Genomic DNA, 25,550 nt, shown 5'->3' on the forward strand with positions numbered 1-25,550 from the left:
CGCATGCAAAGACGCCTGGCTCATTCCGTCCGCGCAAGCGTATCGGAAACGATCCGGCGAACATCGACCCTGGCCTTGAGCCGCGCGCCGAGCAGCGCCGTCCCGCTGACCTTGCGCTGGACGAACAGCGTTTCCGCAGGGGGCAGGTGCCAGCTTTCCCGGTCATCGATCAGCGGTGCCACCGTATCGCGGATTTCCGGCACGAAGGCCCGGTCGCCGAAGTCGAAACGGTCTTCGCTCGCCATTTCGCTCACGATGATGTCGATCACGCGGGCGACCCGTTCGGGATGACGCGCGACAGCCTTGGCATTCAGAAATCCCGCCGCAACCGCTTCCTCGGTCACCCTCTGGCGATCTTCGTCGAGCCCGGCTTGGAGCAGCCGCCGATAGGATTGCGCGATCTCAGGCGAAACCGGGCGGGCGGCGCCGAAATCGAGCAGGACGATGCGTTCGTCAGCGGCACGGTAGCGGTAATTGGCGAAATTGGGATCGGTCTGCATAGTACCGAAATCGAACAGCTCGCGTGCGACCAGCTCGATAAGGTGGGTGAAGACACGGTCGCGGACCTCCTGCGGTTCCTCGGCCAAGCTCTCGATCGGGCGCCCTTCCTCGTAGCTCATCGCCAGCACGCGCTCGCGGGTCAGTTCGGTGTCCAGTGTCGGCACCACGAAGCGTTCGTCGCCGGCCAGCAGTTCGGCATAGCCCTGCATCATCGCGCCTTCGCGCTGGTAATCGGCTTCTTCGTGCAGCTGCTGCTTTGCTGCCGAGAGCAGGGGCGCGATTTCGAGCTCTTTAGGCAGCAGTCCCGCAACCTTGAGCAGTGACGCGACGTTATCGACATCGGAATCGATGCTCTGCGCGATACCGGGATACTGGACCTTGATCGCGACAAGCCGGCCGTCGCTCGTCAGCGCACGATGCACCTGGCCGATCGAGGCGGCCGCGATCGGTCGCGGTTCGAACCGGCGGAACTGTCGCCGCCAATCCTTGCCCCATTCGGCGGTGAGCACCTTGTCGAGCTGGCGAGGCGGCATGAAGTTCGCCCGGTCGCGCAACCGGGCGAGGATGTCGGCCAGCTCGGGCGGCAGGAAATCGCCAGCGTCCATGGAAATCATCTGGCCCAGCTTCATCGCCGCGCCGCGCAGATGTGCGAGGCGATCGGCGAGCCGCTTGGCATTCCCGGGTGTAAGGATCAGCTGGTCGATGCTCGGCCGTTCGCCCGCCACCAGCCGCCGCGCGCCTTCGCTCACCATGCCTCCGGCCACGCCGCCGGCGAGGCGCGTGAATCCGGCGAGGCGCCCGGCCCGTGTCGAAGGTACGGAGCGGTGCCGTTCGCGCTTGCCGTCGATGTCGTCAGTCATTGCGATCGATCAACACCGCAACCAGCGCTTTTGCTCCCGCCTCGACCTCCGACCATGTCTGGCGGAACCCGTCGGCGCCGCCGTAATAGGGATCGCCCACTTCGCGCCCCTCCTGCCCCGGCACCAGATCGAGCAGCATCGCCACGCGCGCCGTGCCGTCGCCAGGATCGCGGCGTGCAATGTTGGCCATGTTCGAACGGTCCATGCCGAGGATGAAGTCGAACCGGCGAAAGTCCTCTTCGACCAGCTGGCGGCCGCGATAGTGGTCGATTGCAATGCCTTGCCGGCGCGCCTCCGCGACGCTGCGCGGATCCGGAGGCTGGCCGACATGATAATCGGCCGTGCCTGCGCTATCGACGTGGACTTCGATCCCAGCCTCCTCCGCGGCGCGGCGGAACGCTGCTTCGGCAAGAGGGGAGCGGCAAATGTTGCCGAGGCAGACGAACAGGACGCGGGCAGTGGTCATGCGCCAGACTTGGGCTCGCGGCGGGCGTGGTGCAAGCCTTGGGCTCTGCAGGGAATCTCCTCGAGGCCGCTAGCGCGGAGCGATCGTCACGTTACGCGATCGCCGGCATCCGCGACCGATTTCAGATCGTCGCCGAGCCCGCGCACGGTGTTGCACGCTGACAGCGACAATGCTCCGGCAGCGAGCAGCGAGACGAAGGAAAGTTTGCGAAACATGGTTGTCGATCCCTTGGAGTGGTTCCCGCAGGATGCACGCGCATCACTTGATCGACAATGAATGATATGGTCGGGGAGAGAGGATTCGAACCTCCGGCCCCTGCCTCCCGAAGACAGTGCTCTACCAGGCTGAGCTACTCCCCGACCGGATGCTTGCGGGGCGGACCCCGCGAGGCAGAGGCGGCCCTATAGGTGTGGAATGCCATGCGCGCAAGCGGGCAATTCGGGCAAAATCATCCTAGGTAACGATTCCCTAGCAGAACGAGCCGCCCGTGTCCGAATCGCATCCCGAACAGCAATATCTCGACCTCATGCGGCGCATCTGGACCGAAGGGGACGAGCGGCGCGATCGAACCGGCGTGGGGACGCGGTCCATCTTCGGTGCGACGCTGCGATTCGATCTGGCCGGCGGGGCGATGCCGCTGCTCACCACCAAGCGGGTCTACTGGAAAACCGCGACGCGCGAGATGCTGTGGTTCCTCACCGGTGACACCAACATCCGTCCGCTGGTGCTGCAAGGCGTGAAAATCTGGAACGAGTGGCCGCACGCCCGCTACGTCAAGGAAACCGGAGAGACCATCGCGCTCGACGATTTCGTGCAGCGGATCGCAGACGACGAGGGGTTTGCCGGGCGCTGGGGCGATCTCGGGCCTGTCTATGGCAAGCAATGGGTCGACTGGCCAACGTTTCGCTATCGCAAGGACGGACTTTACGAGCCGGGCGAGGGCATCAATCAGGTTGCCGAGGTGGTCGAATCGCTGCGCAGCAATCCGGGGAGCAGGCGGCACATCATCGAAGGCTGGAACGTCGCCGAGCTCGACCGGATGGCCTTGCCGCCGTGCCACAAGACCTACCAGTTCCACGTTGCGGGCGACCGGCTCAATTGCCTGCTCTACCAGCGCAGTTGCGATGTCGCGCTGGGGCTGCCGTTCAACCTGTGGTCGGCCGCGCTCCTGGCGCGGATGATGGCGCAGCAGGTCGATCTCGAACCGGGGGAGCTGGTGTGGATGGGTGGCGACACGCATCTCTATCTCAACCACGAGCATCTCATCGAAGAGCAGCTCGCGCGGGAACCGCAGGGCCAGCCGACGCTTGCCATCTTGCGGCGTCCGGCGACGATTTTCGACTATCGCATTGAGGATTTCGAGGTTCGGGACTACACGCCGCACGGGCCCATCAAGGCGCCCGTCGCCGTGTGATCCGGCTTGGTGAATTGCCTTAAGCTTGGCATCCCTTGACCATTTCGCGCGCGTGAAATAATATAACGCCTGCGCGTAAGATTGCGTCTGGGAGAGAGTTTATGGCCGACAGGCCCGAAAGTGGTGCGGCGCAGGGCGAGAACCGCCCCAAGCTGTCGCTCCACGTACCCGAACCGAAGTTCCGGCCCGGCGACACGGTCAACTTCTCGCACCTGCAGATTCCCGAGGTCGGAACCGCGCCGCGCCCCGACGAGACCTGCGATCCGAAGGACATGCACGAACTCGCCTTCGGCCTGGTCCGCGTGCTCGGCGACGACAATCTGGCGCATGGGGCGTGGGACCCAAAGCTCGATCCCGAGACCCTGCGCAAGATGCTCGGCCACATGGCCATGACCCGCGCCTTCGACGAGCGCATGTTTCGCGGCCAGCGGCAGGGCAAGACGAGCTTCTACATGAAGTGCACCGGCGAAGAGGCGACCAGCGTATCTGCCAGCATGGCGCTGGCGGCGGACGACATGGTCTTCCCGAGCTATCGCCAGCAGGGCATCCTGATCCAGCGCGGCTACCCCATGATCGAGATGATCAACCAGATCTACTCGAACAAGGGTGACAAGTTGAAGGGCCGCCAGCTGCCGATCATGTATTCGAGCCGCGAGCACAGCTTCTTCACCATCAGCGGCAATCTGGCGACGCAGACCCCGCAGGCGGTCGGCTGGGCGATGGCGAGCGCGATCAAGGGCGACAGCAGGATCGCTGCGACATGGGTGGGCGAGGGCAGCACCGCCGAGGGCGACTTCCATTCCGCCTGCACCTTCGCGACGGTATACAATGCACCGGTTATCCTCAATGTTATCAACAATCAGTGGGCGATCAGCAGCTTCAGCGGTTTTGCCGGAGCCGAACGCACCACCTTTGCCGCCCGCGCGCTCGGCTATGGCCTCGCCGGCCTGCGGGTCGACGGCAATGATGCGCTCGCCTGCTATGCGGCAGAGCAATGGGCGGCCAACCGCGCCCGAGCGAATGCCGGTCCGACGCTGATCGAATTCTTCACCTATCGCGCCGAAGGCCATTCCACATCGGACGACCCGACCGGTTATCGCAGCGCGCAGGAGCGCACCGAATGGCCGCTGGGCGATCCGGTGACACGCCTCAAGGACCATCTCATCGCGCTGGGCGAATGGGACGAGGAGCGGCAGGAAAAAATGGATCTCGATGCTGCCGAGTTCGTCAAGAAGACGACCAAGGAGGCCGAGGCGAACGGCATCCTCGGTCATGGCCTGCATCACCCGTTCCGCACCATGTTCGAAGACGTGTTCGAAGAACTGCCCTGGCACCTCAAGGAACAGAGCGAGCAGGCGATCCGCGAACGCGAGACCAAATTCCCGGGAGGGCTGGACCTGTGAGCACCGCGGTAAAGGACACGCCCGCTGTCGAAGCGGATAGCGAACGCCGCCTGAACATGATCGAAGCGATCAACGATGCGCTGGCCGTGTCGATGGAACGCGATCCCGATGTCGTCGTGATGGGCGAAGACGTCGGCTATTTCGGCGGCGTGTTTCGGTGCACGGCGGGACTGCAGGAAAAGTTCGGCAAGACCCGGGTGTTCGATACGCCGATTTCCGAATGCGGCATCATCGCCGTGGCGGTGGGCATGGGTGCTTATGGCTTGCGCCCGGTCCCCGAAATCCAGTTCGCCGATTACATTTACCCCGGCCTCGACCAGTTGATCAGCGAGGCTGCGCGCCTGCGTTACAGGTCGGCGGGCGAATATATCGCGCCGATGACGGTGCGTTCGCCCTTTGGCGGCGGCATCTTCGGCGGGCAGACTCACAGCCAGAGCCCGGAGGCGATCTTTACCCATGTGTCGGGCCTGAAGACGGTGATCCCTTCGACGCCCTACGATGCCAAGGGGCTGCTGATTTCCGCGATCGAGGACAATGACCCGGTCATCTTCTTCGAACCGAAGCGCATCTACAACGGGCCGTTCTCGGGCTATTACGACAAGCCCGCGCAGCCCTGGAAGCGGTTCGACGAAAGCGTGGTCCCCGAAGGCCACTACACAATTCCGCTGGGCAAGGCGCGCCGCGTCACGGAAGGCAACGAACTCACCATCCTCGCCTACGGCACGATGGTCCATGTCGTCGAGGCCGTCTGCCGTGAGAAGGGTGTCGAGGCCGACATTCTCGATTTGCGCACGCTCGTGCCGCTCGACATCGAAGCAATCGAAGCCTCGGTCGAACGGACGGGCCGCTGCCTGATCGTCCACGAGGCCACCCGCACGAGCGGTTTCGGCGCGGAACTGTCGGCGCTCGTGACCGAGCGCTGCTTCTACCATCTCGAAGCCCCGGTCGAACGCGTGACCGGCTTCGACACGCCCTATCCGCATAGCCTCGAGTGGGCCTACTTCCCCGGTCCCGTCCGTATCGGCGAGGCCCTCGACAAGATTCTGAAGGACTGATCCCGATGGCGAAATTCACCTTCAAAATGCCCGATATCGGCGAAGGCATCGCCGAGGCCGAGATCGTGCAGTGGCACAAGAAAGTGGGCGACACGGTCAACGAAGACGAGGAATTCGTCGACATGATGACCGACAAGGCGACCGTGCCGATGGAAAGCCCCGTCACGGGCAAGATCCTCGAAATCGCCGGCGGCGAGGGCGAGATGGTCTCGATCGGGTCGATGCTGGTCGTGATCGAGGTCGAGGGCGAAGTGCACGAAGACGTTGCCGACGAAAACGAAGCTGTCAGCGACGCGGCTCCGGCGCCGAAGGCTGAGGTGGTCGAGGAGCGGATCGAAGTCGAGACGTCCGACACCAGCGATGCGGACGACGCTCTCGCAGCGGATCCCGAGCCCGCGCCGCTGCCCGCGCCGACGCCAGCGCCCGAACCTAAGCCGCACGCCAAGGTGCTGGCCACTCCGGCCGTGCGCAAGCGCGCGAAGGACCTCGGCATCGACCTTGCGCAGGTGAAGCCGGCCGAGGATGGCCGCATCCGCCACGGCGATCTCGACGCTTTTCTGTCCTACACCGGGGGCTATGGCGCCGCGGCAAAGACCCGCGGCGACGAGGAAATCAAGGTCATCGGCATGCGCCGCCGGATCGCCGAGAACATGGCGGCATCCAAGCGCAACATCCCGCACTTCTCCTATGTCGAGGAGTGCGACGTCACTGCGCTGGAAGATCTGCGGGCGCAGCTCAACGCCAATCGCGGCGACAAGCCGAAGCTGACCATCCTGCCGCTGCTGATCACCGCGATCTGCAAGACTCTGCCCGATTTCCCGATGATCAACGCCCGCTACGACGACGAGGCGGGTGTGGTGACGCGCTACGGTTCGGTCAACATGGGCATGGCGGCGCAGACCGATGCCGGATTGATGGTCCCGGTGATCAAGGATGCGCAGGCGAAGAACCTGTGGCAGCTGGCGAACGAGATCACGCGGCTCGCGGAGGCGGCTCGCACCGGCAAGGCGAAGAGCGAGGAGATGCAGGGCGGCACCCTGACCGTGACGTCGCTCGGTCCGCTTGGCGGAGTGGCGACGACCCCGGTTATCAATCGCCCCGAAGTGGCGATCATCGGCCCCAACCGGATCATCGAGCGGCCTATGTACGTCACGGGTTCCGATGGCCAGGAGCGGATCGAGAAGCGCAAACTGATGAACATTTCGATTAGCTGCGATCATCGCGTGGTCGATGGCTGGGATGCGGCAAGCTTCATCCAGGCACTTAGGAAGCTGCTCGAGAGCCCGGCGCTGATCCTGGTCTCGTGATGTGGTAGCCTGTCCTGCATGACGCGGGACGAGCGAGTCGACAGCTACATCGCCAAGGCGGAGCCTTTCGCGCAGCCGATCCTCGAGCATTTGCGCGAGCTCATGGCACGTGCGTTTTTCCTTCACGGCGCGCTCTCGGCTGAAGAAGAGACGACATGGAGCCGCTTCGGCAAGCTGAAGTCGGTCGAGGACTGCCCGCAGTTCGACGAACTTGTAGTTATCCTGACACCAAGGATAGCGACCCTCGAAGCAGGCAAGGCGATCCCCCGGTCGAGCCCGAAGGCGGAAATCCCGATGCCGCAAGACTTCGCCGCAGCTTTGGCAAAGGCTGGCGGTGCACGGGAGCTCTGGGCTGGCTTCACCGATTCCCAGTGCCGCGACTATCTCGACTGGATCACCAGCGCGAAGCAGGACGCGACGCGCGCCAGGCGGATTGCGACTGCCGCCGAATGGATCGGCCAAGGCAAGCGACGCAACTGGAGGTACGAAGGCTGCTGATCGGGGTCAGCGGCTTCCTACCTGCGGATACGCCTTTGTCTGGATATCGAGCGCGGATTGGGCAGCCAGTGCGCCCCCTGCGAGCATGGTCAGTGAAACGAGCAGAAAAGCCGTTCTCAGCATAGCGAACCCCCGTTTCCCCACGCGGATTTCCCCGTGGCCGAAAGTCCGGCAGAAGCGTTAATTTGAGGTAAAAATCGCTGTTCCGCGACGGGCCGGAAAAAAGACCAGAAAGGGCGTCGATTGGCATTGACAGGAATCGGACCCTGCCTTAGTGGCGCGGCTCCCAAGTGGCTACGCGGGTGTAGCTCAGTTGGTTAGAGTGTCGGCCTGTCACGCCGAAGGTCGCGGGTTCGAGCCCCGTCACTCGCGCCACTTGGGTTTTTCCTGCAACTGGATCGTTGTGTTCACGCCGCTTGGTAGGCGCCATCAGGCGCGGCCAAGAGCCGCGTTCAGCCCCAGCGGCCGGTCTCCATCCAGATAAGAAACCGGCGCAGCGGAAGCAGCCAGACGAGGCCGAGAACCACATAGACGATGGTCTGTGCGAGGGCGTGCCAGTTGCCGATCAGTTCGGGCACATAACGCGCAACAACAAGGCCATAGACCATCAGGGCTGCCAGAAGGGCGAGCAGGCCCACGGGAATGCGCCAGGTGGGCTCTTTTCTCATGCGAAGGGCCCATAGATGCGGGTAGGGGTGACGATCGCTCGCATCGGGCGATCATGCGGCTCCACCGGCATGTTGTCGACGAGCTGGCAATCCCATGCGAGCCCGATCGTCACCGTGTCGGGGTGCCGTTCGAGCCAGCGATCGTAGTGTCCGCCGCCCTGACCGAGACGGTGGCCATCTTCGGTAAAACCGACGAGCGGAGCGAAAACCACGTCCGGCACCAGCGCCGGGGCGTCGCCAAACGGCTGCAGCAGGCCGAATGGCCCCGTTTCGAGGTCACTTTCGTCAAAGGGATCTGTAAAGCGGGCGAATTCCATCCCCGTCTCGCGTCCCGCAAAACGGGGCAGAGCCAATTCGTGGCCGCGCTCGAGGAAGAACTTGGCGTAAGATGCGGCGGGTGCCTCATTACGATGGGTGCGATAGAGGCCAATGACGGCCCCTCCCGGAACAAGATCGAGGAGCGGTGCAGGCGGGCGATGGAACACGAGCCCGCGCATGCTGAGGGGCAGGGCAGCCACATGGGCCTTGCGTGCAGCGCGCAGGGCCCGGCGAAGCTCGTCCTTGCTCTGCTTCGTCACCCGTGCGCCCTTCATTGTATGGAACTTGCGAGTGGCGGGACCACCATGGGTCGGTGCCGGTGAAATCCTCTGACGCCTAAAACGTCAGGTGGGTGCCGTATACCCCGGTTCCCAGGACGAACCCGTGTTCCAGGATAGGGACAGCTCCCTAGGATTGCTTATAGCCTCAGGGATGTTCTGCAGCTCGTGCCGGGCAGCCCCGCCGCTGCGTTATCTAGGCGTTCGCAGCGCGACCCTCAAGGGTTGCCGCAGCATTCTCCAGCGCGATGGCAATGCGTTCGATTTGTGTGGCGAGTCGCTCGGTGTCGAATTCGGGTGCTTCGGGCTGTGGTGTCCGCGGCACCTTCTGCGCTTCTTCGAGCTCGTCGGCGAGCAGAAGTGCGGCGAACAGCAGGTTCTTGGCTTCCTGGCTCGAAAGGTTGGCGCCCATGTCGGCAAGCTTGCCATCGATCACCGAGGCCAGGCGCTGGACATGTCCTTCTTGCCCGTCCTGGCAGGCCACGGTGTACTTGCGGCCGCCCACTTGCAGCGTGACGTCGCTCACTGTTCGAGCCTTTCGATAAGCGAATCGAGTTCCGCAATGCTGGCTGCGATGCTTTCTCGGAGACGAGCGTGCTCAGATGCCAGCTCGCCGGAATCGTCTTGGCGGGGGGCGGCCGTCTGAGGCGGCAACGCGGCCTGCGTCTCGATCCGGGCGAGCGCCTTGTCGATCCTCTCCATCGCTTGCGAGATACGGTCAGCCGTCATGGAGCGAACAAATACCAAGATTGCCAAGCGCAGGCAAAGGGTTGACCGTGGCTGTTGATAACTCGGCTTAAGGGTGGCCTCTCTGTGCACGGGCCAGAGGCTGCCTTGACCTCTCGGCTCCCCTCCGCGATGGCGGGCGCGCGTCGAATCGGCACTTTTCCGGAGAGCACAAGAATGAGCCTCGAAACGCCTCGCATGGTCCAGATGGCCAACGCTATCAGGGCCCTTTCCATGGATGCGGTACAGGCGGCAAATTCGGGCCATCCCGGCATGCCGATGGGCATGGCCGACGTCGCCACCGTGTTGTGGAGCGAGTACCTCAAGCACGACCCCAAGGCGCCCGACTGGGCCGATCGCGATCGCTTCGTGCTGAGCGCGGGCCACGGCTCGATGCTGATATACAGCCTGCTGCACCTGTCCGGCTATGCGCGCCCGACGATGGATGACATCCGCAACTTCCGCCAGATCGGCAGTCCGTGCGCCGGCCATCCCGAAAACTTCCTGCTGGACGGCGTCGAATCGACCACCGGCCCGCTTGGCCAGGGTCTCGCGATGGCGGTGGGCATGGCGATTGCCGAGCGTCACCTCAATGCCGACTTCGGCGACGACCTGGTCGATCACCGCACGTGGGTGATCGCTGGCGACGGGTGCCTTATGGAAGGCATCAACCATGAAGCGATCGGCATAGCCGGCCACCTCAAGCTCGGCCGGATGAATGTCCTGTGGGACGACAACCAGATCACCATCGACGGATCGACCGACCTGTCGACCAGCGAAGACATCAAGGCGCGCTACGAAGCGACGGGTTGGCACGTGACGAGCTGCGACGGCCATGACTTCGACGATATCCGCCGCGCGCTCGACGAGGCTCTGGCGGATGAGCGTCCCTCGCTGATCGCCTGCCGTACGGTTATCGGCAAGGGTGCGCCGAACAAGCAGGGCACCAGCGCCACGCACGGTGCCCCGCTCGGTGACGACGAGATCGCCGAGGCGCGCAAGGTCCTCGGATGGGGCGCGAAGCCCTTTGTCGTGCCCGACGACATCCTTGCGGACTGGCGCTCGGCAGGCGAGCGCTCTGCGGACGCTCACGCCCATTGGTCGGGCCGTCTTACAAAGCAGGCCCAGCGCGCCGAGTTCGAGCGCCGCATGGCGGGCGACCTGCCCAAAAACTTCTCGCTCGACGGGTATATTCAGTCGCTGATGAAGGAGCCTGTCAAGGTCGCGACCCGCAAGGCGAGCGAAATGGCGCTAGCGCAGATCAACGGCAAGCTGCCGGAGACAATCGGCGGCAGCGCCGACCTCACCGGGTCGAACAACACCAAGGCAGGCGGCATCGGCGCTCTGACGGCCGACGACTATTCGGGCCGCTACATCTACTACGGCATCCGCGAGTTCGGCATGGCCGCCGCGATGAACGGCATGGCGCTGCACGGCGGGGTCATCCCCTATGGCGGCACGTTCCTGGTCTTCACCGACTATTGCCGCGCGGCCATCCGCCTCTCCGCCCTCCAGCAGACGCGCGTCATCTACGTGATGACGCACGACAGCATCGGTCTGGGCGAAGACGGTCCGACCCACCAACCGATCGAGCACATCCAGTCGCTGCGGATGATGCCGAACCTGCTCGTGATGCGCCCGGCCGATGCGGTCGAGACAGCCGAGTGCTGGGAAATCGCTTTGCGCCAGAAGGACCGGCCAACGGTTCTCGCGCTCAGCCGTCAGAACCTTCCGCAGGTTCGCAACGCACCTGACGAAACCGACATGTCTTCCAAGGGCGCCTATCGCCTCAAGAAATCGGGCGGCAAGCGCCAGGTTGTGCTGGTCGCGACCGGATCCGAAGTCGAAGTAGCGCTCGAAACGGCGAATGCCCTCGAAAAGCAGGGCATCGGGGTAGACGTCGTGTCGATGGTCTGCACGCAGCTCTTCGACGAGCAGGATTCCGCCTATCGGGCCGATATACTCCCTGCCGACGCACTCAAGGTTTCGATCGAAGCGGGTACGACCTTCGGGTGGGAACGCTATGTCGGCAGCGACGGGCTCACGATCGGTATCGATCGCTTCGGCGCGAGTGCGCCGGCAGAAGACCTGTTCGTGAAATTCGGCCTCACGGCGGACGCTATCGTTCCGCAAATCACCAAGAAATTGAACGGCTAAGCAGGAGTTCTTTCCAATGGCGACCAAGGTTGCAATCAACGGTTTCGGACGCATCGGCCGCCTGGTGGCGCGCGCCATCCTCGAGCGTGACGATCATGACCTCGAGCTGGTCAGCATCAACGACCTCGCCGACACAAAATCGAATGCGCTGCTGTTCCAGTACGACAGCACCCACGGCCGCTTTCCCGGCACGGTCGAGGTCGGCGAAGGCCATATCACGGTCAACGGCAAGAAAATCGCAGTTACCAGCGAGCGCGATCCCGGCAATCTGCCGCATGCGGAGCAGGGCATCGACATCGCGCTCGAATGCACGGGCTTTTTCCAGAGCCACGAAGCGGCGGAACCGCACCTCAAGGCAGGTGCCAAGCGGGTTCTCATCTCGGCCCCGGCAAACAATGTCTCCGCGACCATCGTCTACGGTGTGAACCATGAAACGCTGACCGCCGACGACGTGATCGTCTCCAACGCCAGCTGCACGACCAACTGCCTCTCGCCGATGGCGAAGGTGCTGCACGAGACCGTCGGCATCGAGCGCGGCTTCATGACCACGATCCACAGCTACACCAACGACCAGCGCATGCTCGACCAGATGCACAGCGATATGCGCCGTGCACGCGGCGGGGCGCAGAATATGATCCCGACGACGACCGGCGCCGCGCGAGCAGTCGGGCTCGTCCTTCCGGAACTCAAGGGCAAGCTCGATGGTAGCTCGGTCCGCGTCCCCACGCCCAATGTCAGCCTGGTCGACCTGGTTTTCGTCCCCGGCCGCGACACCACCAAGGAAGAACTCAATGCCGCGCTCAAGGCGGCGGCGGAGGGTCCGATGAAGGGCGTGCTCGATTACACCGACCAGCCGCTGGTGAGCAGCGACTTCAACCACTATCCGGCCAGCTCGACCATCGACAGCCTCGAGACCAGCGTGATGGAAGGCAAGCTCTGCCGCGTCGTCAGCTGGTACGACAACGAATGGGGCTTCTCGAACCGGATGATCGACACCGCCGGCGTGATGGCGAAGTTCCTCTAAGGGAGCAGGGTATGAGCAGCTTCAGGACCCTGGACGACCTCGGCGATGTGACCGGCAAGGTCGCGCTGGTGCGTGTCGACCTGAACCTTCCTATGAAGGAAGGTCGCGCCAGCGACGTCACCCGGGTCGAGGCGGTCAAGCCGACCATCCTCGAACTCGCCGACAAGGGTGCCAAGGTCCTGCTGCTAGCGCATTTCGGACGTCCCAAGGGGCAGCGCCACTCGACCATGAGCACCAGCATGGTGCAGGGCGACATCGAACGCGTGCTGGACAAGGAAATCATGTTCATCCCCGAGGTCATGGGCCCGGTGGTCGAACAGTCGATCGGCATCCTCGGCAACGGTGATATCGGCCTGCTCGATAACGTGCGCTTCTGGCCGGGCGAGGAAGCGAACGACCCGGAATTTGCCAGGGGGATAGCCGCCCGCGGCGATTTTTACGTCAACGATGCCTTCTCCGCCGCGCACCGAGCCCATGCCTCGACCGAGGGGCTGGCGCATTTTCTGCCCGCCTATGCTGGGCGGGCGATGGAAGCCGAGCTGAAGGCTCTCGATGCGGCGCTCGGCAATCCCGAGCAGCCGGTCGCCGCGGTCGTTGGCGGGGCCAAGGTCTCGACCAAGCTCGACGTGCTCGAGAACCTGGTCGGCAAGGTCCAGCACCTGATCATCGGCGGCGGCATGGCCAACACCTTCCTCGCCGCAAAGGGCGTCGATGTCGGCAAGAGCCTGTGCGAGCACGATCTCACCGATACCGCCAACCGCATCATGGACGAGGCCGATCATGCGGGATGCACGGTGCATTTGCCCTATGACGTCGTGGTGGCGAAGGAATTTACCGCCAACCCGCCGTCCCTGCGCACGTGTAACGTCCACGAAGTTGCGGCCGACGAGATGATCCTCGACGTTGGCCCGCTCGCGACCGAAGCACTGGGCGACGTGCTCAAGACCTGCCGAACGCTCGTGTGGAATGGCCCCATGGGCGCCTTCGAGACCGAGCCCTTCGATACCGCGACCGTCACGCTCGCCAAGACTGCGGCAGCCCTGACGCAGGACGGTTCGCTCGTCTCTGTTGCCGGCGGCGGAGACACTGTGGCAGCGCTCGCTCACGCGGGCGTGAAGGATGATTTCACCTTCGTCTCCACCGCAGGTGGCGCCTTCCTCGAATGGATGGAAGGCAAGGACCTGCCGGGCGTCGCTGCGCTGATGGCATGAGCGAGAACGAGGCTGTAGGGTCGGGCGGCGGTCTGGTCCCCGTCGGCGCGGGCGAATTCGCAGGTTGGTCGACCTGGAATGGCGATGCTTTCGAGCAGCGTGCGGGACCGTTCTATGAGCGGCGCGAGGAAAACGGCGGATTCGTTTCTGCATTCCGGGCGGAAGAGCGACACATGAATGGTGCCGGCTTCATGCATGGCGGTTGCCTCATGACGTTCGCCGACAGCGCACTGTTCACGATCGCCACCGATGCGCTCGACGGATCTCATGGTGTGACCATGCACCTCGCGGGCGACTTCCTCGATCCAGCCCGGGTCGGACAATTGATCGAAGCCCGCGGCGAAGTGGTCAGGGCGGGGGGCAAGACGATCTATGTCGTCGGAAAAGTCACGGCGGACGGCGCGCCGGTGCTGAGCTTCAACGGGATCATCCGAAAGATCCGCCGCTATTGAACCGGCCACCGGCGACAAAGCCTCTACCCCTGTTGCGACTGCGAAAGGGCTTCGCTAAAGGCCGCGCATACGAATGCACGGACACGGGATCACCAGTATGACTTTCGATGAAATGAAGGCCCGCATTGCGACCGGACAGGGCTTTATTGCGGCACTCGACCAGTCGGGCGGTTCGACGCCCAAGGCGCTCAAGGGGTATGGCATCGAAGACGGCGCCTGGACGACCGAAGGAGAAATGTTCGGTCTGATCCATGAAATGCGCCAGCGTATTATCGAAGCGCCGTGCTTCGGAAACGGGAAGGTGATCGGGGCAATCCTGTTCGAGAAGACGATGGAAGGAGAGAGCGGCGGCAAGAGTGTGCCTGCGCGGCTTGCGGAACGTGGCATCGTTCCCTTTCTCAAGGTCGATAAGGGCCTCGAGGAGGAACGCGATGGCGCCCAGCTGATGCAACCCAATCCGGGTCTCGAAACCATGTGCAATCGCGCTCGTGAACTCGGCGTCTTCGGTACGAAGATGCGGTCGGTCATCAAGTCGGCCAATCCGGTCGGCATCAAGGAGGCCGTGCGTCAGCAGATCGCCGAAGGAGCGCGCATCCTCTCCTGCGGTCTCGTCCCGATGCTGGAGCCCGAATACGACATTGCCGCCACCGATCGCGCGGAAGGCGAAAAGATCATGCTCGAAGCGATCGAGGAAGGGCTCGACGCGCTGCCCGAGGGCCAGCAGATCATGTTGAAGCTTTCGATCCCGAAGGAAGCCGGTCTCTATTCAGGCCTGACCAACCATCCGAAGGTGCTACGGGTCGTCGCGCTCTCCGGCGGCTACTCGACCGACGAAGCGTGCGCCGAACTGGCGAAGAACCCCGGAATGATCGCCAGCTTCAGCCGCGGCCTGTTGCAGGACCTGCGCGCACAGCAGACCGATGAAGAATTCGACGGAACGCTATCGGGCGCGATCGACCAGATCCACGCCGCCAGCGTCGCCTGACCCTCAACGCCTTTCGAACACGAACCGATATTCGCCGACCGGGATTTCCCGGTCGGTGGTCTTGTCCGGCGACGCCGAAACCAGAACATAGGTCCGGCCCAGAACCTCATAAGGCTCGCCAAGCGTCAGCGGCGCAGTCTGCGCCCAGTGCGTCGAGGTGATGCGGGTCGAGACGGTGATCTTCCCGGCCCAGACGCAGCGCGCATTGACCGGGCAGCGGCTATCCTCGACGACCGCTACGGGCTTGAGGATGGCATCGCCCGCCCACACGGCCTGATCGATGCCGACCGGCGTTCCTTGCGCGGCGGCCTCGCCGTCGACCCGCGGCGTATCGGGAATGATCGCACAGGCGGCGAGGGGCAGGGCGAAGAGGCTGGCGGCGAGCGATTTCATCGCACTGCTACACGCCTGCTGGCCTTTCTCGAGTCTGAACGCGTGACGAAACGCGACCGGCGCATTAGAGAGCGCGGTCGATGACCGATTGCCAGCTATACCTTATCTCACCCCTCGACGTGTCGGGCGACTTTGCACATCGCCTCGAACGTGCGATCGACGCAGGAGAGGGCCTTGTCACTGCCTTCCAGTTCAGGGTGAAAGGGCTCGGCCAGCATGAGGCCGCGGGGCTCGCAGAGCCCTTGCAGGCAATTTGCGCTGCGCGCGATGTCGCTTTCATCGTCAACGACGACATTGCGCTGGCGAAACGCCTCGGGGCTGATGGCGTGCATCTGGGGCAGGGCGATGGTGATCCCCGCGACGCGCGCGAGGAACTGGGGCGGGAAGCGCAGATCGGCGTGACCTGCCACGCGTCGCGGCACCTTGCCCTGGAAGCCGGGGAGGCCGGAGCGAATTACGTTGCTTTCGGTGCTTTTTTCCCGAGCACGACCAAGGAAACCGAGCATCGTGCAGAACTCGAGCTGCTGGAGTGGTGGAGCGAGATGGTCGAACTTCCCTCGGTCGCCATCGGCGGGATCACGCCGGACAATTGCGGCCCCCTGGTAAAGGCCGGTGCAGACTTCCTCGCCGTCTCGGGCGCCGTCTGGAACGGTGACGAAGTCGCTGCCGTCAAAGCCTTTTCGGAGCAAATGCGCGCCAAGTGAGTTGGCAGTCCTGAAGGGACGGGTCGCGTCCCGTGTTCAGGAGTCACTTCGATGCGCCATCTCATCGCCACCGCCTCGCTTTTCGCGCTCGCCGCCTGCGGGCTGAACGGGACCGATAACGAGGAGCCTGCCAGCGACACAGTCGCCACCGCCGATGCCGGCGCCGACTATGGCTACGAGACCTATGGCGAAGACAATCTAGCCGATTCGATGGCGTCCAATGATGGCGCATCGTCCGCACCGGATGCCATCGCCGATCCCGAAGAGCGTCCGATCATGCAGGCGCAAGTCGTGCTGGACCGGATCGGCTTCGGTCCGGGCGTGATCGACGGCAAGATGGGTATGAGCACCGAGAACGCACTTCGCGGGTTCCAGGAAGCGAACAATCTCGACATCACGGGCACGCTTGACGATGCGACGAAACAGGCTCTTTCCGAATGGCAGCGAATTCCTGCGACTCGCGTCGTGACCATCCCCGCTAGCTGGAGCGACGCCGACTACACCGACATGCCGGACGATGTGGCAGAACAGGCCAAGCTCGAGCGTCTTGGCTACGCGACTCTCGACGAGCGACTTGCAGAGCGTTTCCACACTACGGTTGCGGTGCTCAAGATGCTCAATCCCGACGGGAAGCCCGCAGGCTTTCAAGCGGATGGCACTCCGGACACGAAGCCTAGTGCGACGCCCGACGTTGCCAAGGAAGATGCACAGAAGGCGGCATTTTTCCACGCCGGCCAGCAGATTCGCGTACCCAACATCGGGGCTGACCGTATCGCTCCCGGTTCGGTGGACGATACAAGCTGGCAGCAGACGCTCGCCTCACTCGGCGTCGGGACGGATCAGCCGGCGGTGGATCGCATCGTAGTCAGCAAGGCGGGCAAGACCCTGAAGGCTTACCGCGGCGACAAGCTGATCGCATTGTTCACTGTCAGCTCCGGCTCGAGCGAGTTTCCGCTGCCGCTTGGCGAATGGAAGATTCTCGGCGAGGCTTACAACCCGCCCTACAGCTATGACCCGGAGGTGCTCGGAAAGAACGCCGGAAAGACTTACAAGCTGGCACCCGGTCCGAACTCACCTGTTGGCGTGGTGTGGATCGATCTTTCCAAGGAGCATTATGGCATCCACGGCACGCCCGATCCCGAAACCATTGGTCGGGCTCAGTCGAGCGGCTGCGTGCGCCTCACGAACTGGGATGCTGCGCGGCTTGCGGGCATGGTGTCGCAGTCCACAGAGGTGATTTTCGAGGCATAAGCAGCTAGGCTAGCGCAATGAGCTTTGTCGACCGCATCCTGACCATCGTGATTACCGCTACGCTTACCAGTGCCGTCTGGATCGTGGCGGGCGGCACGCTGATCGAAAATGCGGGCAGCGCCAGCCAGCGCGACACGACCCGTCCGGCCGAGGCTGCGCCGAGCCCCCCCGCGGGCGAAAGCGCACCCGGCATCGCCGACACAGCGGCTGCTGGCTCGTCGGAGGCCGCATCTCTCGACACCTCGGACATCGCGGTGCCGCAATCGCTTGCGGATGGCGCCCTGCAAATCCCGGTGCTCAATATTCGCCCGACGGATTTGAGCGACACGTTCAGCGATTCTCGCGGGGGTGGGGAGCGGCTGCACGAAGCAATCGATATCATGGCTCCAAAGGGCACCAGCGTGGTTGCATCGGCTCCGGGCAAGATCGAGAAGTTGTTCGAGTCCGCAGCCGGCGGCCGTACGATCTACGTGCGCTCAAACGACGGCCAAACGATCTATTATTACGCCCATCTCGACGAATATGCCGATGGCCTGAAGGAGGGCCAGCGCGTGCGCCGTGGCCAGCGGCTAGGCACGGTGGGTAGCAGCGGGAACGCCTCGGAGGATGCACCGCACCTGCATTTTGCTATCCTGCAGACCAGCGAGGATGCGGAATGGTGGGAGCCCGCCAATGCGCTCAATCCCTATCCGCTGCTTTCGCGACAATGATCAGTCAGGCGCTGGCCCGGCACGGTGGCAGCGCAGGCGGCCGAGTTTCCCGTCCTTGCCGATTTCCTGCAGCAAGCCGGAGCCGAGCTGCATGAGCTTCATGCCCTTCATCGGCCCGCGCGTGAAAATAACCTGCTTGCCTTCCATGAGATAGGTGCCGGCGCCGCGTGGCGTCTCGTAGCTCGAACCGCCGGTGATGGTGAATCCGTGGCCTTCCTGTTCCACCCATGCACGCCCGGTGGCGTCTCCGGGAAGGGAGCACACGTATTCGCCTCTATCAAGCAGCCCGAGGCGCCCTTGCGCAGCGATCGGCGCGGAGACGAGGCCCGCAAAGCCTGCGAGCGCGAGGATATATGCTGTCGCCTTCATCATGACCGTCCGACATCCATATAACACCTCGCTCCTGCAAATTCCACTCGCTTGCCCGCGCTGGCTCACTCGGCTAAGGCGCGCGGCGCACATGGTCGCCCAACGCGGGCGGCATCGCTCTTTTACAAGTCGAAGGTAGCTTCCCCATGAAGATCAGCGGCGTGGACATCCGTCCGGGCAACATCATCGAATACGAAGGCGGTATCTGGAAGGTCGCGAAGATCCAGCACACCCAGCCCGGCAAGGGCGGCGCCTACATGCAGGTCGAAATGAAGAACCTGCAGGACGGCCGCAAGACCAACGTGCGCTTCCGCAGCGCCGACACGGTCGAGAAGGTGCGCCTCGATACGGCGGACTACCAGTTTCTTTACGAAGACGGCGACATGCTCGTGTTCATGGACCAGGCGACATACGAGCAGATTACGCTCCCGGCCGACCTCCTCGGAGATGCGCGCCCGTTCCTGCAGGACGGCATGCAGGTGAAGCTCGAGCTGTGGGAAGAAAAGCCGATCTCGGTCGAGCTTCCGCAGCAGGTCGAAGCCGAAATCGTCGAAGCCGATGCAGTGGTGAAGGGCCAGACGGCATCGTCCAGCTACAAGCCGGCCGTCCTGGACAATGGCGTGCGCATCCTCGTGCCGCCGCACATCGAGAGCGGCACCCGGATCATCGTCGACGTTTACGAGCAGAGCTACGTCGGCAAGGCCAACTGAGGGCGCACTTATGGGCAAATCCATCGCCAGCCGGTTCGAGAATATCGACATTGCCAAGAGCGTCCTTCTGGGCGTCATCATCAATGACGACGAATTGACGCTGGAGATGGATTTCTGCCTCGATCCCGCGCATCCGGCTTATGAAACGCCGGGAACTGGCGAGGAAAACTGCTACCACCCCGGCATGCTGAAGTTCGCCGGGATATCCAAGCTGTCGCTCGACCGTCCGGAAGGCGGTGTCGATGGCAAGAAGCGGTTCGCCATTTCCGAGTTCAGCATCGAAGGTTCGCGCTTCGACATGAGCTCCGAATGGGGCGACATCCACCTGCAGGCGCGCTCTATCCGCGTTCTGACCGAATAAGAGAGTTACCATGGCCGCATTGTCGGGACTGATCCGCGTGATGGAAAAGGCCGCGCGCAAGGCGGGTGGCCGCCTGCGCCGCGATTTCGGCGAAATCGAACACCTGCAGGTGAGCCACAAGGGCCCGGCGGATTTCGTGTCCAAGGCCGACCGCGTGGCCGAGCGCACGATTTATGACGAACTCCTCGCCGCGCGGCCCGACTGGGGCTTCGTGATGGAGGAGGCCGGCACGATCGAAGGCGACCCCACCAAGCCGCGTTGGGTGGTCGATCCGCTCGACGGCACCAGCAACTTCCTGCACGGCATCCCGCATTTCGCGATCTCCATCGCCGCGCAGGAGCCGAAGCTCGACGGTTCGGGCTGGGGCGAGGTGACGGCGGGCGTCGTCTACAATCCCATCACCGACGAAACCTTCTGGGCAGAAAAGAGCCGCGGTGCTTGGTTGCACGACGGCCGGCTGCGCGTCTCGTCGCGCAGCCGCCTGCCGGAAGCGCTGGTCGCGACCGGTATCCCCTTCCAGGGCCATGGCGATTTCGGCGAGTGGACCAGGATTTTCGCCGCTATTGCCCCCCAGGTCGCAGGGATCCGGCGCTTCGGTGCGGCATCGCTCGATCTCGCCTGGCTCGCGGCCGGTCGATACGACGGGTTCTGGGAAAGCGGCCTCAACGATTGGGACACCGCAGCAGGCTGCCTCATCGTGCGCGAGGCGGGCGGTTTCGTCTCCGACTTCCGCGGCCGCTCCATGCCGATCCACTCGGCACAGGTTCTGGCAGCAAACGACGCACTGCACTCCAAACTCCACAAGCTGCTCGCGGGGGCGCTGAAGGCCTGAGATCGCGGTAAATGCCCGCTTCACGCAAGCTGGTGACCGGGAACTAACCACACCGCTCCAACGTCTGTCCCGCGAGGGGGTGATGGAGAGGTCGCACGTGAAACTGGCTCTGGGTGTCACCGTATTTTGCGCGATGAGCGCAGCCCCGGCATTGGCAAACGGCGAGGGTCGAGCAGCGTCCGCAACCGTTCTACCCATCGATTGCCAGTTCGATCTATCGGCACCGGCTCGCATAGAGCGCGAGCGCGCAACCCAAGTCAGTCCGACCATCCCCCGGGGAACAGACACGCGCCCAATCACGTGGAACCCGCCAGCCGTTTCCATGGCTCTGGCAACGGACGGGCCGGTCCTGTCGGCCGGTGCCTTGGGCAAGACCCGAAAGGGCGTGCCCGGTCTGGCGCATGTCGTCATCGGCTGGGATTTTTGAACCGTCGCATCACGGCGCTTGAACCGCCTCCCGCTGCAAGCTATCCGCCGCGCTCCCGACCCAGTGCCCCTGTGGCGGAATTGGTAGACGCGCTCGACTCAAAATCGAGTTTCTTACGAAGTGCCGGTTCGAGTCCGGCCAGGGGTACCAGCTAGTTGTAACCCGAAGGCAGCGCGCCGCGAACCCGTCGCGAGACGGAATAGGTCCGTTGGCTAGTAGACGGGAGCCTTCACGATGGGTTTGACCGATCGCGCTCTGTGCCGCGCCGTTGCAGGCGCCTTGTTGCTCACCGTTGCGAGCCAGATCTTCTACGTTGTCGTAGTTGCGAACGCCGGTCCCGAGACGGTCCTGCGCCCACTCACATGGTTCACCGAACTGTTCGCATTCGCCTTAGTGGCCATCGCAGGGTCTACGCTCTCGGCCCGTCGGCCCGCCGAAGCCATGCTCTGGTCGACCATCGGCCTCTCGGGCTTGCTCAATGTTCTTCAGGTGGCGATGGGCCTGGCGATGTTCGCGCCGGCGATGGAAATTCGCGAAACCGTGCCGCAGCTCTTTGCGACGGTCCTTGCCGGAGCGTTCTTCCTCTATTTCCTGGCGAAATTTCTACTCGGTGCTGCCGGGATTTTGTTGGGCATGGAGGCTCTCCGCGCAGAGACCAGTATGGGCAAGACGATCGGCGCCCTCGCGTTATTGAGCGGTCTTGCCGCAGTCTTGCTGAACTTGCTCGGCATGATTGACGCCAAGGCCTGGACTTTCGCTGCCGGTGCTGCGGGCACGGCGGTGACAGCGTTTGTCGGGCTGATGCTAGCGGTTCCGAACATGGCGACCAGCACTGGGCGAGCTGCCACCTAAGCGCCGAAAATCCTTGTCATCTGCGCCGAGGAATGAAATTGCGCTCGGCGAATGATCGGAATGCCTTCATACCACGCGATCGCGGCTATGGTCGTGACGGTCTGGATGTTCGTCGCATTCGCCCGGGGCCGGATGTCGGTCGAGATCATCTCGTTGCTGACCATCGCGGTCATCGCAGTGGGGCTCTATTTCTTCCCGCTGCCCGAAACCCAGCCGACCGACGGGCTGTCGCTCGCCTTTTCCGGCTTCGGGCACTACGCGCTGATTACGATCTGCGCGCTCATGATCATGGGCCGGGGATTGGTGGTCACCGGTGCACTGGAACCGGCCGCGCGCTTTCTTGAACGGGTCTTCAAGTTTAACGCCAAGCTCGGACTGCTTTTCTCGCTCATCATGGCGATGCTGCTGTCGATGGGCGTTAACGATACGCCCGTCCTCGTCCTGCTGCTGCCGATCTTCGTCCAGCTTGCAGCGCGCGGTGCGATGCCTGCTTCGAAAACGCTCATCCCGCTCAATGCGGCCGTGCTGATCGGCGGCATGGCGACGACGATCGGCACATCGACGAACATCCTCGTCGTGTCGATTGCGGTAGACCTCGGGTTAAATCAGATGGGGGTCTTTCACTACACGCCGATCGTGCTCGTGGCCGCCTTGGTCGCCCTGCCTTATCTCTGGCTCGTGATGCCGCGCCTGCTTGGTGACAACAGGGTCGAAAACCTCCACGAATTGCGCCGGTTCGAGACCCGCCTCAGGATCACCGAGGATTCGATCCTGAGTGGACGCGAGCTCAACGAGGTCATCGGACGGCTGCCGGAAGGCATAGAGTTCGCCGATGTTCCTCCCGGCCTCATGCGCCCCCATCACCGGGTGCGCATGATCGGGACGCACGATATGATCGAGGAAGCCTCGCGGATCTTGCGCGGGGACACGGCTCCCACCTGGGTGCTTGATCGGATCAAGCGCCGCTCGGACGAATCGCGTATCGATATCGCCGTCGTCGAAATGACGGTTACCGCGGATTCGCGCCTGATCGGGCGGACGCTGCCGTCGTCCGGAATCGCCGATCTTTTCGGGGTGGCGGTGATCGGGACGCATCGGCCGGAGCGTCTGGTGGGGGAGAAAAGCGACTACAGCGAAGGTGGCGACCTGAGGATTGCCGAAGGAGACGTCCTCCTGGTCATGGGCCTGCCCGATGACCTGCAGCAATTCGCCCGTTCGGACAGCCTGCTGACCCTTGAAGGCATGCGGGAACTGCCGCGCCGGTCGAAGGCTCTCTTGGCAGGCGCGATCATGATCGGCTCGGTAGGCGTGGCCTCGGTCGGCCTTATCCCCATCGCCATTTCGGCCCTGGCCGGATCGATCCTGATGTTCGTTACCGGCTGCGTGAAGTTCGACCGGGTCGGTCGTGCCCTGTCAGGGAAAGTCATCGTCCTCGTCGCCGCCAGCATCGCGCTCGGTCGCATAATTCTGGAAAGCGGCGCAGCAGACTGGCTCGGAGCGCTGCTCGCCAGCGGACTGCAATATCTCTCCCCCGCGGCAATCCTTGCCGCGATCATGCTGTTCGTGACTTTCCTCACCAATTTCGCTTCGAATGCGACCGCTGCCACGGTCGGGACACCTATCGCCTTTGCCATCGCGACACGCCTTGGACTGCCGCCCGAACCTCTCGTCCTCGCCGTGCTGTTCGGCTGCAACCTCTGTTACGCGACCCCGATCGCCTATCAGACGAACATGCTGATCATGGCGGAAGGAAACTACGAATTTCGCGACTACATCAGGACCGGCGTGCCGCTGGTGCTGATCATGGTCACCGCGCTGTCGATCCTGCTGGTGCTGACTTACGGGCTATAGGGCTTTCCTACGGTCCGGCGTTCTGCAACTGTCGGTGGAGCACCTGCCCCGTCGGGTGGGAGATTGAGATTTTGGCCCTTGGACCGTGGTCCATGCGGTCCAAGTTGTAGGGGAAACAGCACCAATGTCCAAATTTACACCCGTTGCCCTCGGTGCCCTTGCGATCGCGCTCGCGACGCCTGCGAGCGCCAACGACCTTCGCACCGATATCGCTGAAGACATGCCCGCGTTGATGGAGCTCTACCGCGATCTCCACGCCAATCCGGAGCTGAGCTTTGCCGAATTCGAAACCTCGGCCAAGCTTGCCAAGCGCATGCGCGCGCTCGGTTTCGACGTGACCGAGAAGGTCGGCAAGACCGGCGTCGTTTCGGTGATGAGGAATGGCGAAGGGCCTACCGTCCTGTTGCGGGCGGACATGGACGGCTTGCCCGTCGTCGAACAGACCGGGCTGCCGTTCGCCAGCAAGCGCACCGCCGTTCCCGCGAGCGGTGTCACTACGGGCGTCATGCACGCCTGCGGCCACGACACGCATATGACCGGCTTCATCGGAGCGGCCCAACTGCTCGCCGAGCGCAAGGACGAATGGCAGGGCACGCTGGTCATGGTCCTTCAGCCGGCCGAGGAAGCGGGTGGCGGCGCGCGCGCCATGCTGGCGGACGGGCTCTACACGCGCTTTCCGAAACCCGATTACACGCTCGCCTTTCACGATGCCGCTGCGGACAAACCCGCCGGCACCATCGGCGTCTCGCCCGGATACGCGCTGGCCAATGTCGATAGCGTCAACATCACGGTCAAAGGCGTCGGCGGGCATGGCGCCTATCCGCATACGACCAAGGATCCCATCGTGCTCGCGAGCGCGATCGTCATGCGCTTGCAGACGCTGGTGAGCCGCGAGCTTTCACCTCTCGAGCCGGGGGTGGTGACCGTCGGCAGCTTCCTTTCCGGGGCCAAGCACAATATCATTTCGGACGAAGCCAGACTGCAGCTGACCGTCCGCAGCTATTCCGACGAGAGCCGCAAGCTGCTGCTTGACGGGATCGCCCGGATCGCACGCGGTGAAGCGGTTGCGGCGGGCATGCCTGACGATCTGATGCCGGTCGTCGAGGTGCAGGAGGACTTCACGCCCGCCACGTACAACGACCCCGACTTCGCCGAGCAGGTGCTGGCCAGCTTCCGCGACCGCTTCGGCGAAGATCGCGTCGGCGTGCAGCCACCGGTGATGGGTGGCGAGGATTTCAGCGAATTCCGCCGTGCGGACCCGGAAAACATCAAGTCGGTGATCTTCTGGATCAGCGGCACGCCCGATCACATGCTCAAGGCGCTCGAGGAAGAAGGAAAGCCGCTGCCTTCGCTCCATTCGCCGTTCTGGGCGCCCGATGCCGAGAAGGTAATCGCGACCGGGGCCGAGGCGCTTGCGGCGACCGCGCTTGACCTGATGCCGCCCAAGGGCGGCTGAGCTTCGTCCAAGAAATGTGGCCGCCGGAGCGTTTGGGGTCGCTCCGACGGCCGTATTCTCCTCCCCAGGAGAACTTGGTGTTGGGTCTTGGGGACTCAGCCATCCGAGGGGACGTAGGTGCCGAGCCGGTGATGCAGTGCGTTGATCTTGGCCAGTTCCTCGCGATCCTCGATCTGGCGGGCATAGGCCGTCAGTGCGGTGCGCAGGAGGCGGAAGTCCGCGGTCGAGAACAGGGCGCGCGCGCGGCCAGGTTCACGGGGCGGGGCGGTGGTGTCGTCAGTCATGGTCGTCATCCTCTCTTCCTCCCGGGT

At 63.5% G+C, this 25,550-nt stretch carries 30 protein-coding genes, 3 tRNA genes and 1 other RNA gene; 22 read left to right on the forward strand and 12 right to left on the reverse strand.

All coding sequences use genetic code 11. The features are described from left to right. Positions 1-20: 20 nt before the first annotated feature. The 4 genes from K3172_RS08520 to K3172_RS08535 form a co-directional block, all read right to left on the reverse strand. Positions 21-1,361, reverse strand: a complete 1,341-nt coding sequence (locus K3172_RS08520) for an ABC1 kinase family protein (RefSeq protein WP_221588762.1) — start codon at positions 1,359-1,361, stop codon at positions 21-23. Then, the gene (locus K3172_RS08525) at positions 1,354-1,827 is read right to left on the reverse strand and encodes a low molecular weight protein-tyrosine-phosphatase (RefSeq protein WP_221588764.1); all 474 of its coding nucleotides are present in this window, start codon (positions 1,825-1,827) and stop codon (positions 1,354-1,356) included. The genes K3172_RS08520 and K3172_RS08525 overlap by 8 nt, the downstream gene beginning before the upstream one ends. Before the next feature lie 86 nt (positions 1,828-1,913). Then, entirely contained in the window at positions 1,914-2,042 is a 129-nt protein-coding gene (locus K3172_RS08530; protein ID WP_221588766.1) for an Entericidin EcnA/B family protein, read from the reverse strand. 67 nt (positions 2,043-2,109) lie between these two features. Then, positions 2,110-2,186: transfer RNA gene (locus tag K3172_RS08535), tRNA-Pro, on the reverse strand. 128 nt (positions 2,187-2,314) lie between these two features. On the opposite strand from K3172_RS08535, the gene thyA reads away from it, so the two are divergent. The 6 genes from thyA (at position 2,315) to K3172_RS08565 (ending at position 7,879) form a co-directional block, all read left to right on the forward strand. Then, entirely contained in the window at positions 2,315-3,241 is a 927-nt protein-coding gene (gene thyA, locus K3172_RS08540) for a thymidylate synthase (RefSeq protein WP_221588767.1), read from the forward strand. A gap of 101 nt (positions 3,242-3,342) precedes the next feature. Then, entirely contained in the window at positions 3,343-4,644 is a 1,302-nt protein-coding gene (locus K3172_RS08545) for a 3-methyl-2-oxobutanoate dehydrogenase (2-methylpropanoyl-transferring) subunit alpha (protein WP_221588769.1), read from the forward strand. Between the two features lie 56 nt (positions 4,645-4,700). Continuing rightward, positions 4,701-5,699 (forward strand): alpha-ketoacid dehydrogenase subunit beta, encoded by a 999-nt coding sequence (locus K3172_RS08550; protein WP_221589154.1) that lies wholly within the window; start codon positions 4,701-4,703, stop codon positions 5,697-5,699. 5 nt (positions 5,700-5,704) lie between these two features. Beyond that, a complete protein-coding gene (locus K3172_RS08555; protein WP_221588771.1) occupies positions 5,705-7,006 on the forward strand; it encodes a dihydrolipoamide acetyltransferase family protein in 1,302 nt (433 codons plus the stop codon). Positions 7,007-7,024: 18 nt separating this feature from the next. Further along, entirely contained in the window at positions 7,025-7,504 is a 480-nt protein-coding gene (locus tag K3172_RS08560; protein WP_221588774.1) for a YdeI/OmpD-associated family protein, read from the forward strand. Between the two features lie 298 nt (positions 7,505-7,802). Further along, a tRNA-Asp gene (locus K3172_RS08565) sits at positions 7,803-7,879 on the forward strand. Between the two features lie 77 nt (positions 7,880-7,956). On the opposite strand, the gene K3172_RS08570 is transcribed toward K3172_RS08565, so the two are convergent. From K3172_RS08570 to K3172_RS08590, 5 genes are all read right to left on the reverse strand, one after another. After that, entirely contained in the window at positions 7,957-8,172 is a 216-nt protein-coding gene (locus K3172_RS08570; protein ID WP_221588775.1) for a DUF2842 domain-containing protein, read from the reverse strand. Then, the gene (locus K3172_RS08575; protein ID WP_345725622.1) at positions 8,169-8,750 is read right to left on the reverse strand and encodes a 5-formyltetrahydrofolate cyclo-ligase; all 582 of its coding nucleotides are present in this window, start codon (positions 8,748-8,750) and stop codon (positions 8,169-8,171) included. The genes K3172_RS08570 and K3172_RS08575 overlap by 4 nt, the downstream gene beginning before the upstream one ends. Before the next feature lie 33 nt (positions 8,751-8,783). After that, positions 8,784-8,953: non-coding RNA, 6S RNA (gene ssrS / locus K3172_RS08580), on the reverse strand. 11 nt (positions 8,954-8,964) lie between these two features. After that, on the reverse strand, positions 8,965-9,294 hold the full coding sequence (locus tag K3172_RS08585) for a cell division protein ZapA (RefSeq protein WP_221588779.1): 330 nt from the start codon (positions 9,292-9,294) through the stop codon (positions 8,965-8,967). Further along, positions 9,291-9,497: a hypothetical protein gene (locus K3172_RS08590; RefSeq protein ID WP_221588781.1), complete on the reverse strand. Its 207-nt coding sequence runs from the start codon at positions 9,495-9,497 to the stop codon at positions 9,291-9,293. Before K3172_RS08590 ends, K3172_RS08585 begins: the two co-directional genes overlap by 4 nt. Before the next feature lie 174 nt (positions 9,498-9,671). Here K3172_RS08590 and tkt point away from each other — a divergent pair, with 174 nt between their 5' ends. The 5 genes from tkt (at position 9,672) to K3172_RS08615 (ending at position 15,323) form a co-directional block, all read left to right on the forward strand. Then, complete coding sequence (gene tkt, locus K3172_RS08595; RefSeq protein ID WP_221588783.1) at positions 9,672-11,651, forward strand: transketolase; 1,980 nt, start codon at positions 9,672-9,674, stop codon at positions 11,649-11,651. A 16-nt stretch (positions 11,652-11,667) separates the two neighbouring features. Next, on the forward strand, positions 11,668-12,675 hold the full coding sequence (gene gap / locus K3172_RS08600; protein ID WP_221588785.1) for a type I glyceraldehyde-3-phosphate dehydrogenase: 1,008 nt from the start codon (positions 11,668-11,670) through the stop codon (positions 12,673-12,675). An 11-nt stretch (positions 12,676-12,686) separates the two neighbouring features. Then, positions 12,687-13,886, forward strand: a complete 1,200-nt coding sequence (locus K3172_RS08605) for a phosphoglycerate kinase (protein WP_221588787.1) — start codon at positions 12,687-12,689, stop codon at positions 13,884-13,886. After that, complete coding sequence (locus tag K3172_RS08610) at positions 13,883-14,338, forward strand: PaaI family thioesterase (RefSeq protein WP_221588789.1); 456 nt, start codon at positions 13,883-13,885, stop codon at positions 14,336-14,338. Before K3172_RS08605 ends, K3172_RS08610 begins: the two co-directional genes overlap by 4 nt. 97 nt (positions 14,339-14,435) lie before the next feature. Next, positions 14,436-15,323: a fructose bisphosphate aldolase gene (locus K3172_RS08615; protein WP_221588792.1), complete on the forward strand. Its 888-nt coding sequence runs from the start codon at positions 14,436-14,438 to the stop codon at positions 15,321-15,323. A 3-nt stretch (positions 15,324-15,326) separates the two neighbouring features. Here K3172_RS08615 and K3172_RS08620 read toward each other — a convergent pair whose 3' ends face one another. Then, complete coding sequence (locus tag K3172_RS08620; protein WP_221588794.1) at positions 15,327-15,716, reverse strand: hypothetical protein; 390 nt, start codon at positions 15,714-15,716, stop codon at positions 15,327-15,329. Positions 15,717-15,796: 80 nt separating this feature from the next. Between K3172_RS08620 and thiE the strand changes: the two genes are divergently transcribed. Genes thiE through K3172_RS08635 form a run of 3 tightly spaced genes read left to right on the forward strand, consistent with a single transcriptional unit; the run spans position 15,797 to position 18,381 of the window. Further along, positions 15,797-16,420: a thiamine phosphate synthase gene (gene thiE / locus K3172_RS08625; RefSeq protein ID WP_221588797.1), complete on the forward strand. Its 624-nt coding sequence runs from the start codon at positions 15,797-15,799 to the stop codon at positions 16,418-16,420. Positions 16,421-16,471: 51 nt separating this feature from the next. Beyond that, positions 16,472-17,671: a L,D-transpeptidase family protein gene (locus K3172_RS08630; protein WP_221588800.1), complete on the forward strand. Its 1,200-nt coding sequence runs from the start codon at positions 16,472-16,474 to the stop codon at positions 17,669-17,671. 17 nt (positions 17,672-17,688) lie between these two features. Next, positions 17,689-18,381, forward strand: coding sequence for a M23 family metallopeptidase (locus K3172_RS08635; protein ID WP_221588802.1), 693 nt, complete (start codon positions 17,689-17,691; stop codon positions 18,379-18,381). Here the strand turns inward: K3172_RS08635 and K3172_RS08640 are convergent, their stop codons facing one another. Further along, complete coding sequence (locus tag K3172_RS08640) at positions 18,382-18,753, reverse strand: elongation factor P (RefSeq protein ID WP_221588804.1); 372 nt, start codon at positions 18,751-18,753, stop codon at positions 18,382-18,384. A 143-nt stretch (positions 18,754-18,896) separates the two neighbouring features. Here K3172_RS08640 and efp point away from each other — a divergent pair, with 143 nt between their 5' ends. The 8 genes from efp to K3172_RS08680 all read left to right on the forward strand — a co-directional run bounded on the left by efp (position 18,897) and on the right by K3172_RS08680 (position 25,239). Beyond that, on the forward strand, positions 18,897-19,460 hold the full coding sequence (gene efp, locus K3172_RS08645) for an elongation factor P (protein ID WP_221588806.1): 564 nt from the start codon (positions 18,897-18,899) through the stop codon (positions 19,458-19,460). 10 nt (positions 19,461-19,470) lie between these two features. Then, positions 19,471-19,821 carry a hypothetical protein gene (locus K3172_RS08650; RefSeq protein ID WP_221588808.1) on the forward strand — a complete coding sequence of 117 codons (351 nt, stop codon included), beginning with the start codon at positions 19,471-19,473 and terminating at the stop codon, positions 19,819-19,821. Between the two features lie 10 nt (positions 19,822-19,831). Next, positions 19,832-20,653, forward strand: coding sequence for an inositol monophosphatase family protein (locus K3172_RS08655; RefSeq protein ID WP_221588810.1), 822 nt, complete (start codon positions 19,832-19,834; stop codon positions 20,651-20,653). Between the two features lie 97 nt (positions 20,654-20,750). Beyond that, complete coding sequence (locus K3172_RS08660) at positions 20,751-21,080, forward strand: hypothetical protein (RefSeq protein ID WP_221588813.1); 330 nt, start codon at positions 20,751-20,753, stop codon at positions 21,078-21,080. A 65-nt stretch (positions 21,081-21,145) separates the two neighbouring features. Next, positions 21,146-21,230: transfer RNA gene (locus K3172_RS08665), tRNA-Leu, on the forward strand. A gap of 84 nt (positions 21,231-21,314) precedes the next feature. Further along, a complete protein-coding gene (locus tag K3172_RS08670) occupies positions 21,315-21,932 on the forward strand; it encodes a hypothetical protein (protein WP_221588815.1) in 618 nt (205 codons plus the stop codon). A 51-nt stretch (positions 21,933-21,983) separates the two neighbouring features. Then, a complete protein-coding gene (locus K3172_RS08675) occupies positions 21,984-23,783 on the forward strand; it encodes an SLC13 family permease (protein ID WP_221588816.1) in 1,800 nt (599 codons plus the stop codon). Between the two features lie 124 nt (positions 23,784-23,907). Next, positions 23,908-25,239 (forward strand): amidohydrolase, encoded by a 1,332-nt coding sequence (locus K3172_RS08680; protein ID WP_221588818.1) that lies wholly within the window; start codon positions 23,908-23,910, stop codon positions 25,237-25,239. Between the two features lie 95 nt (positions 25,240-25,334). Here K3172_RS08680 and K3172_RS08685 read toward each other — a convergent pair whose 3' ends face one another. Continuing rightward, on the reverse strand, positions 25,335-25,523 hold the full coding sequence (locus tag K3172_RS08685) for a hypothetical protein (RefSeq protein ID WP_221588820.1): 189 nt from the start codon (positions 25,521-25,523) through the stop codon (positions 25,335-25,337). Positions 25,524-25,550 lie beyond the last annotated feature (27 nt).

Source organism: Qipengyuania proteolytica (assembly GCF_019711565.1).
GTDB lineage: Bacteria > Pseudomonadota > Alphaproteobacteria > Sphingomonadales > Sphingomonadaceae > Qipengyuania > Qipengyuania proteolytica.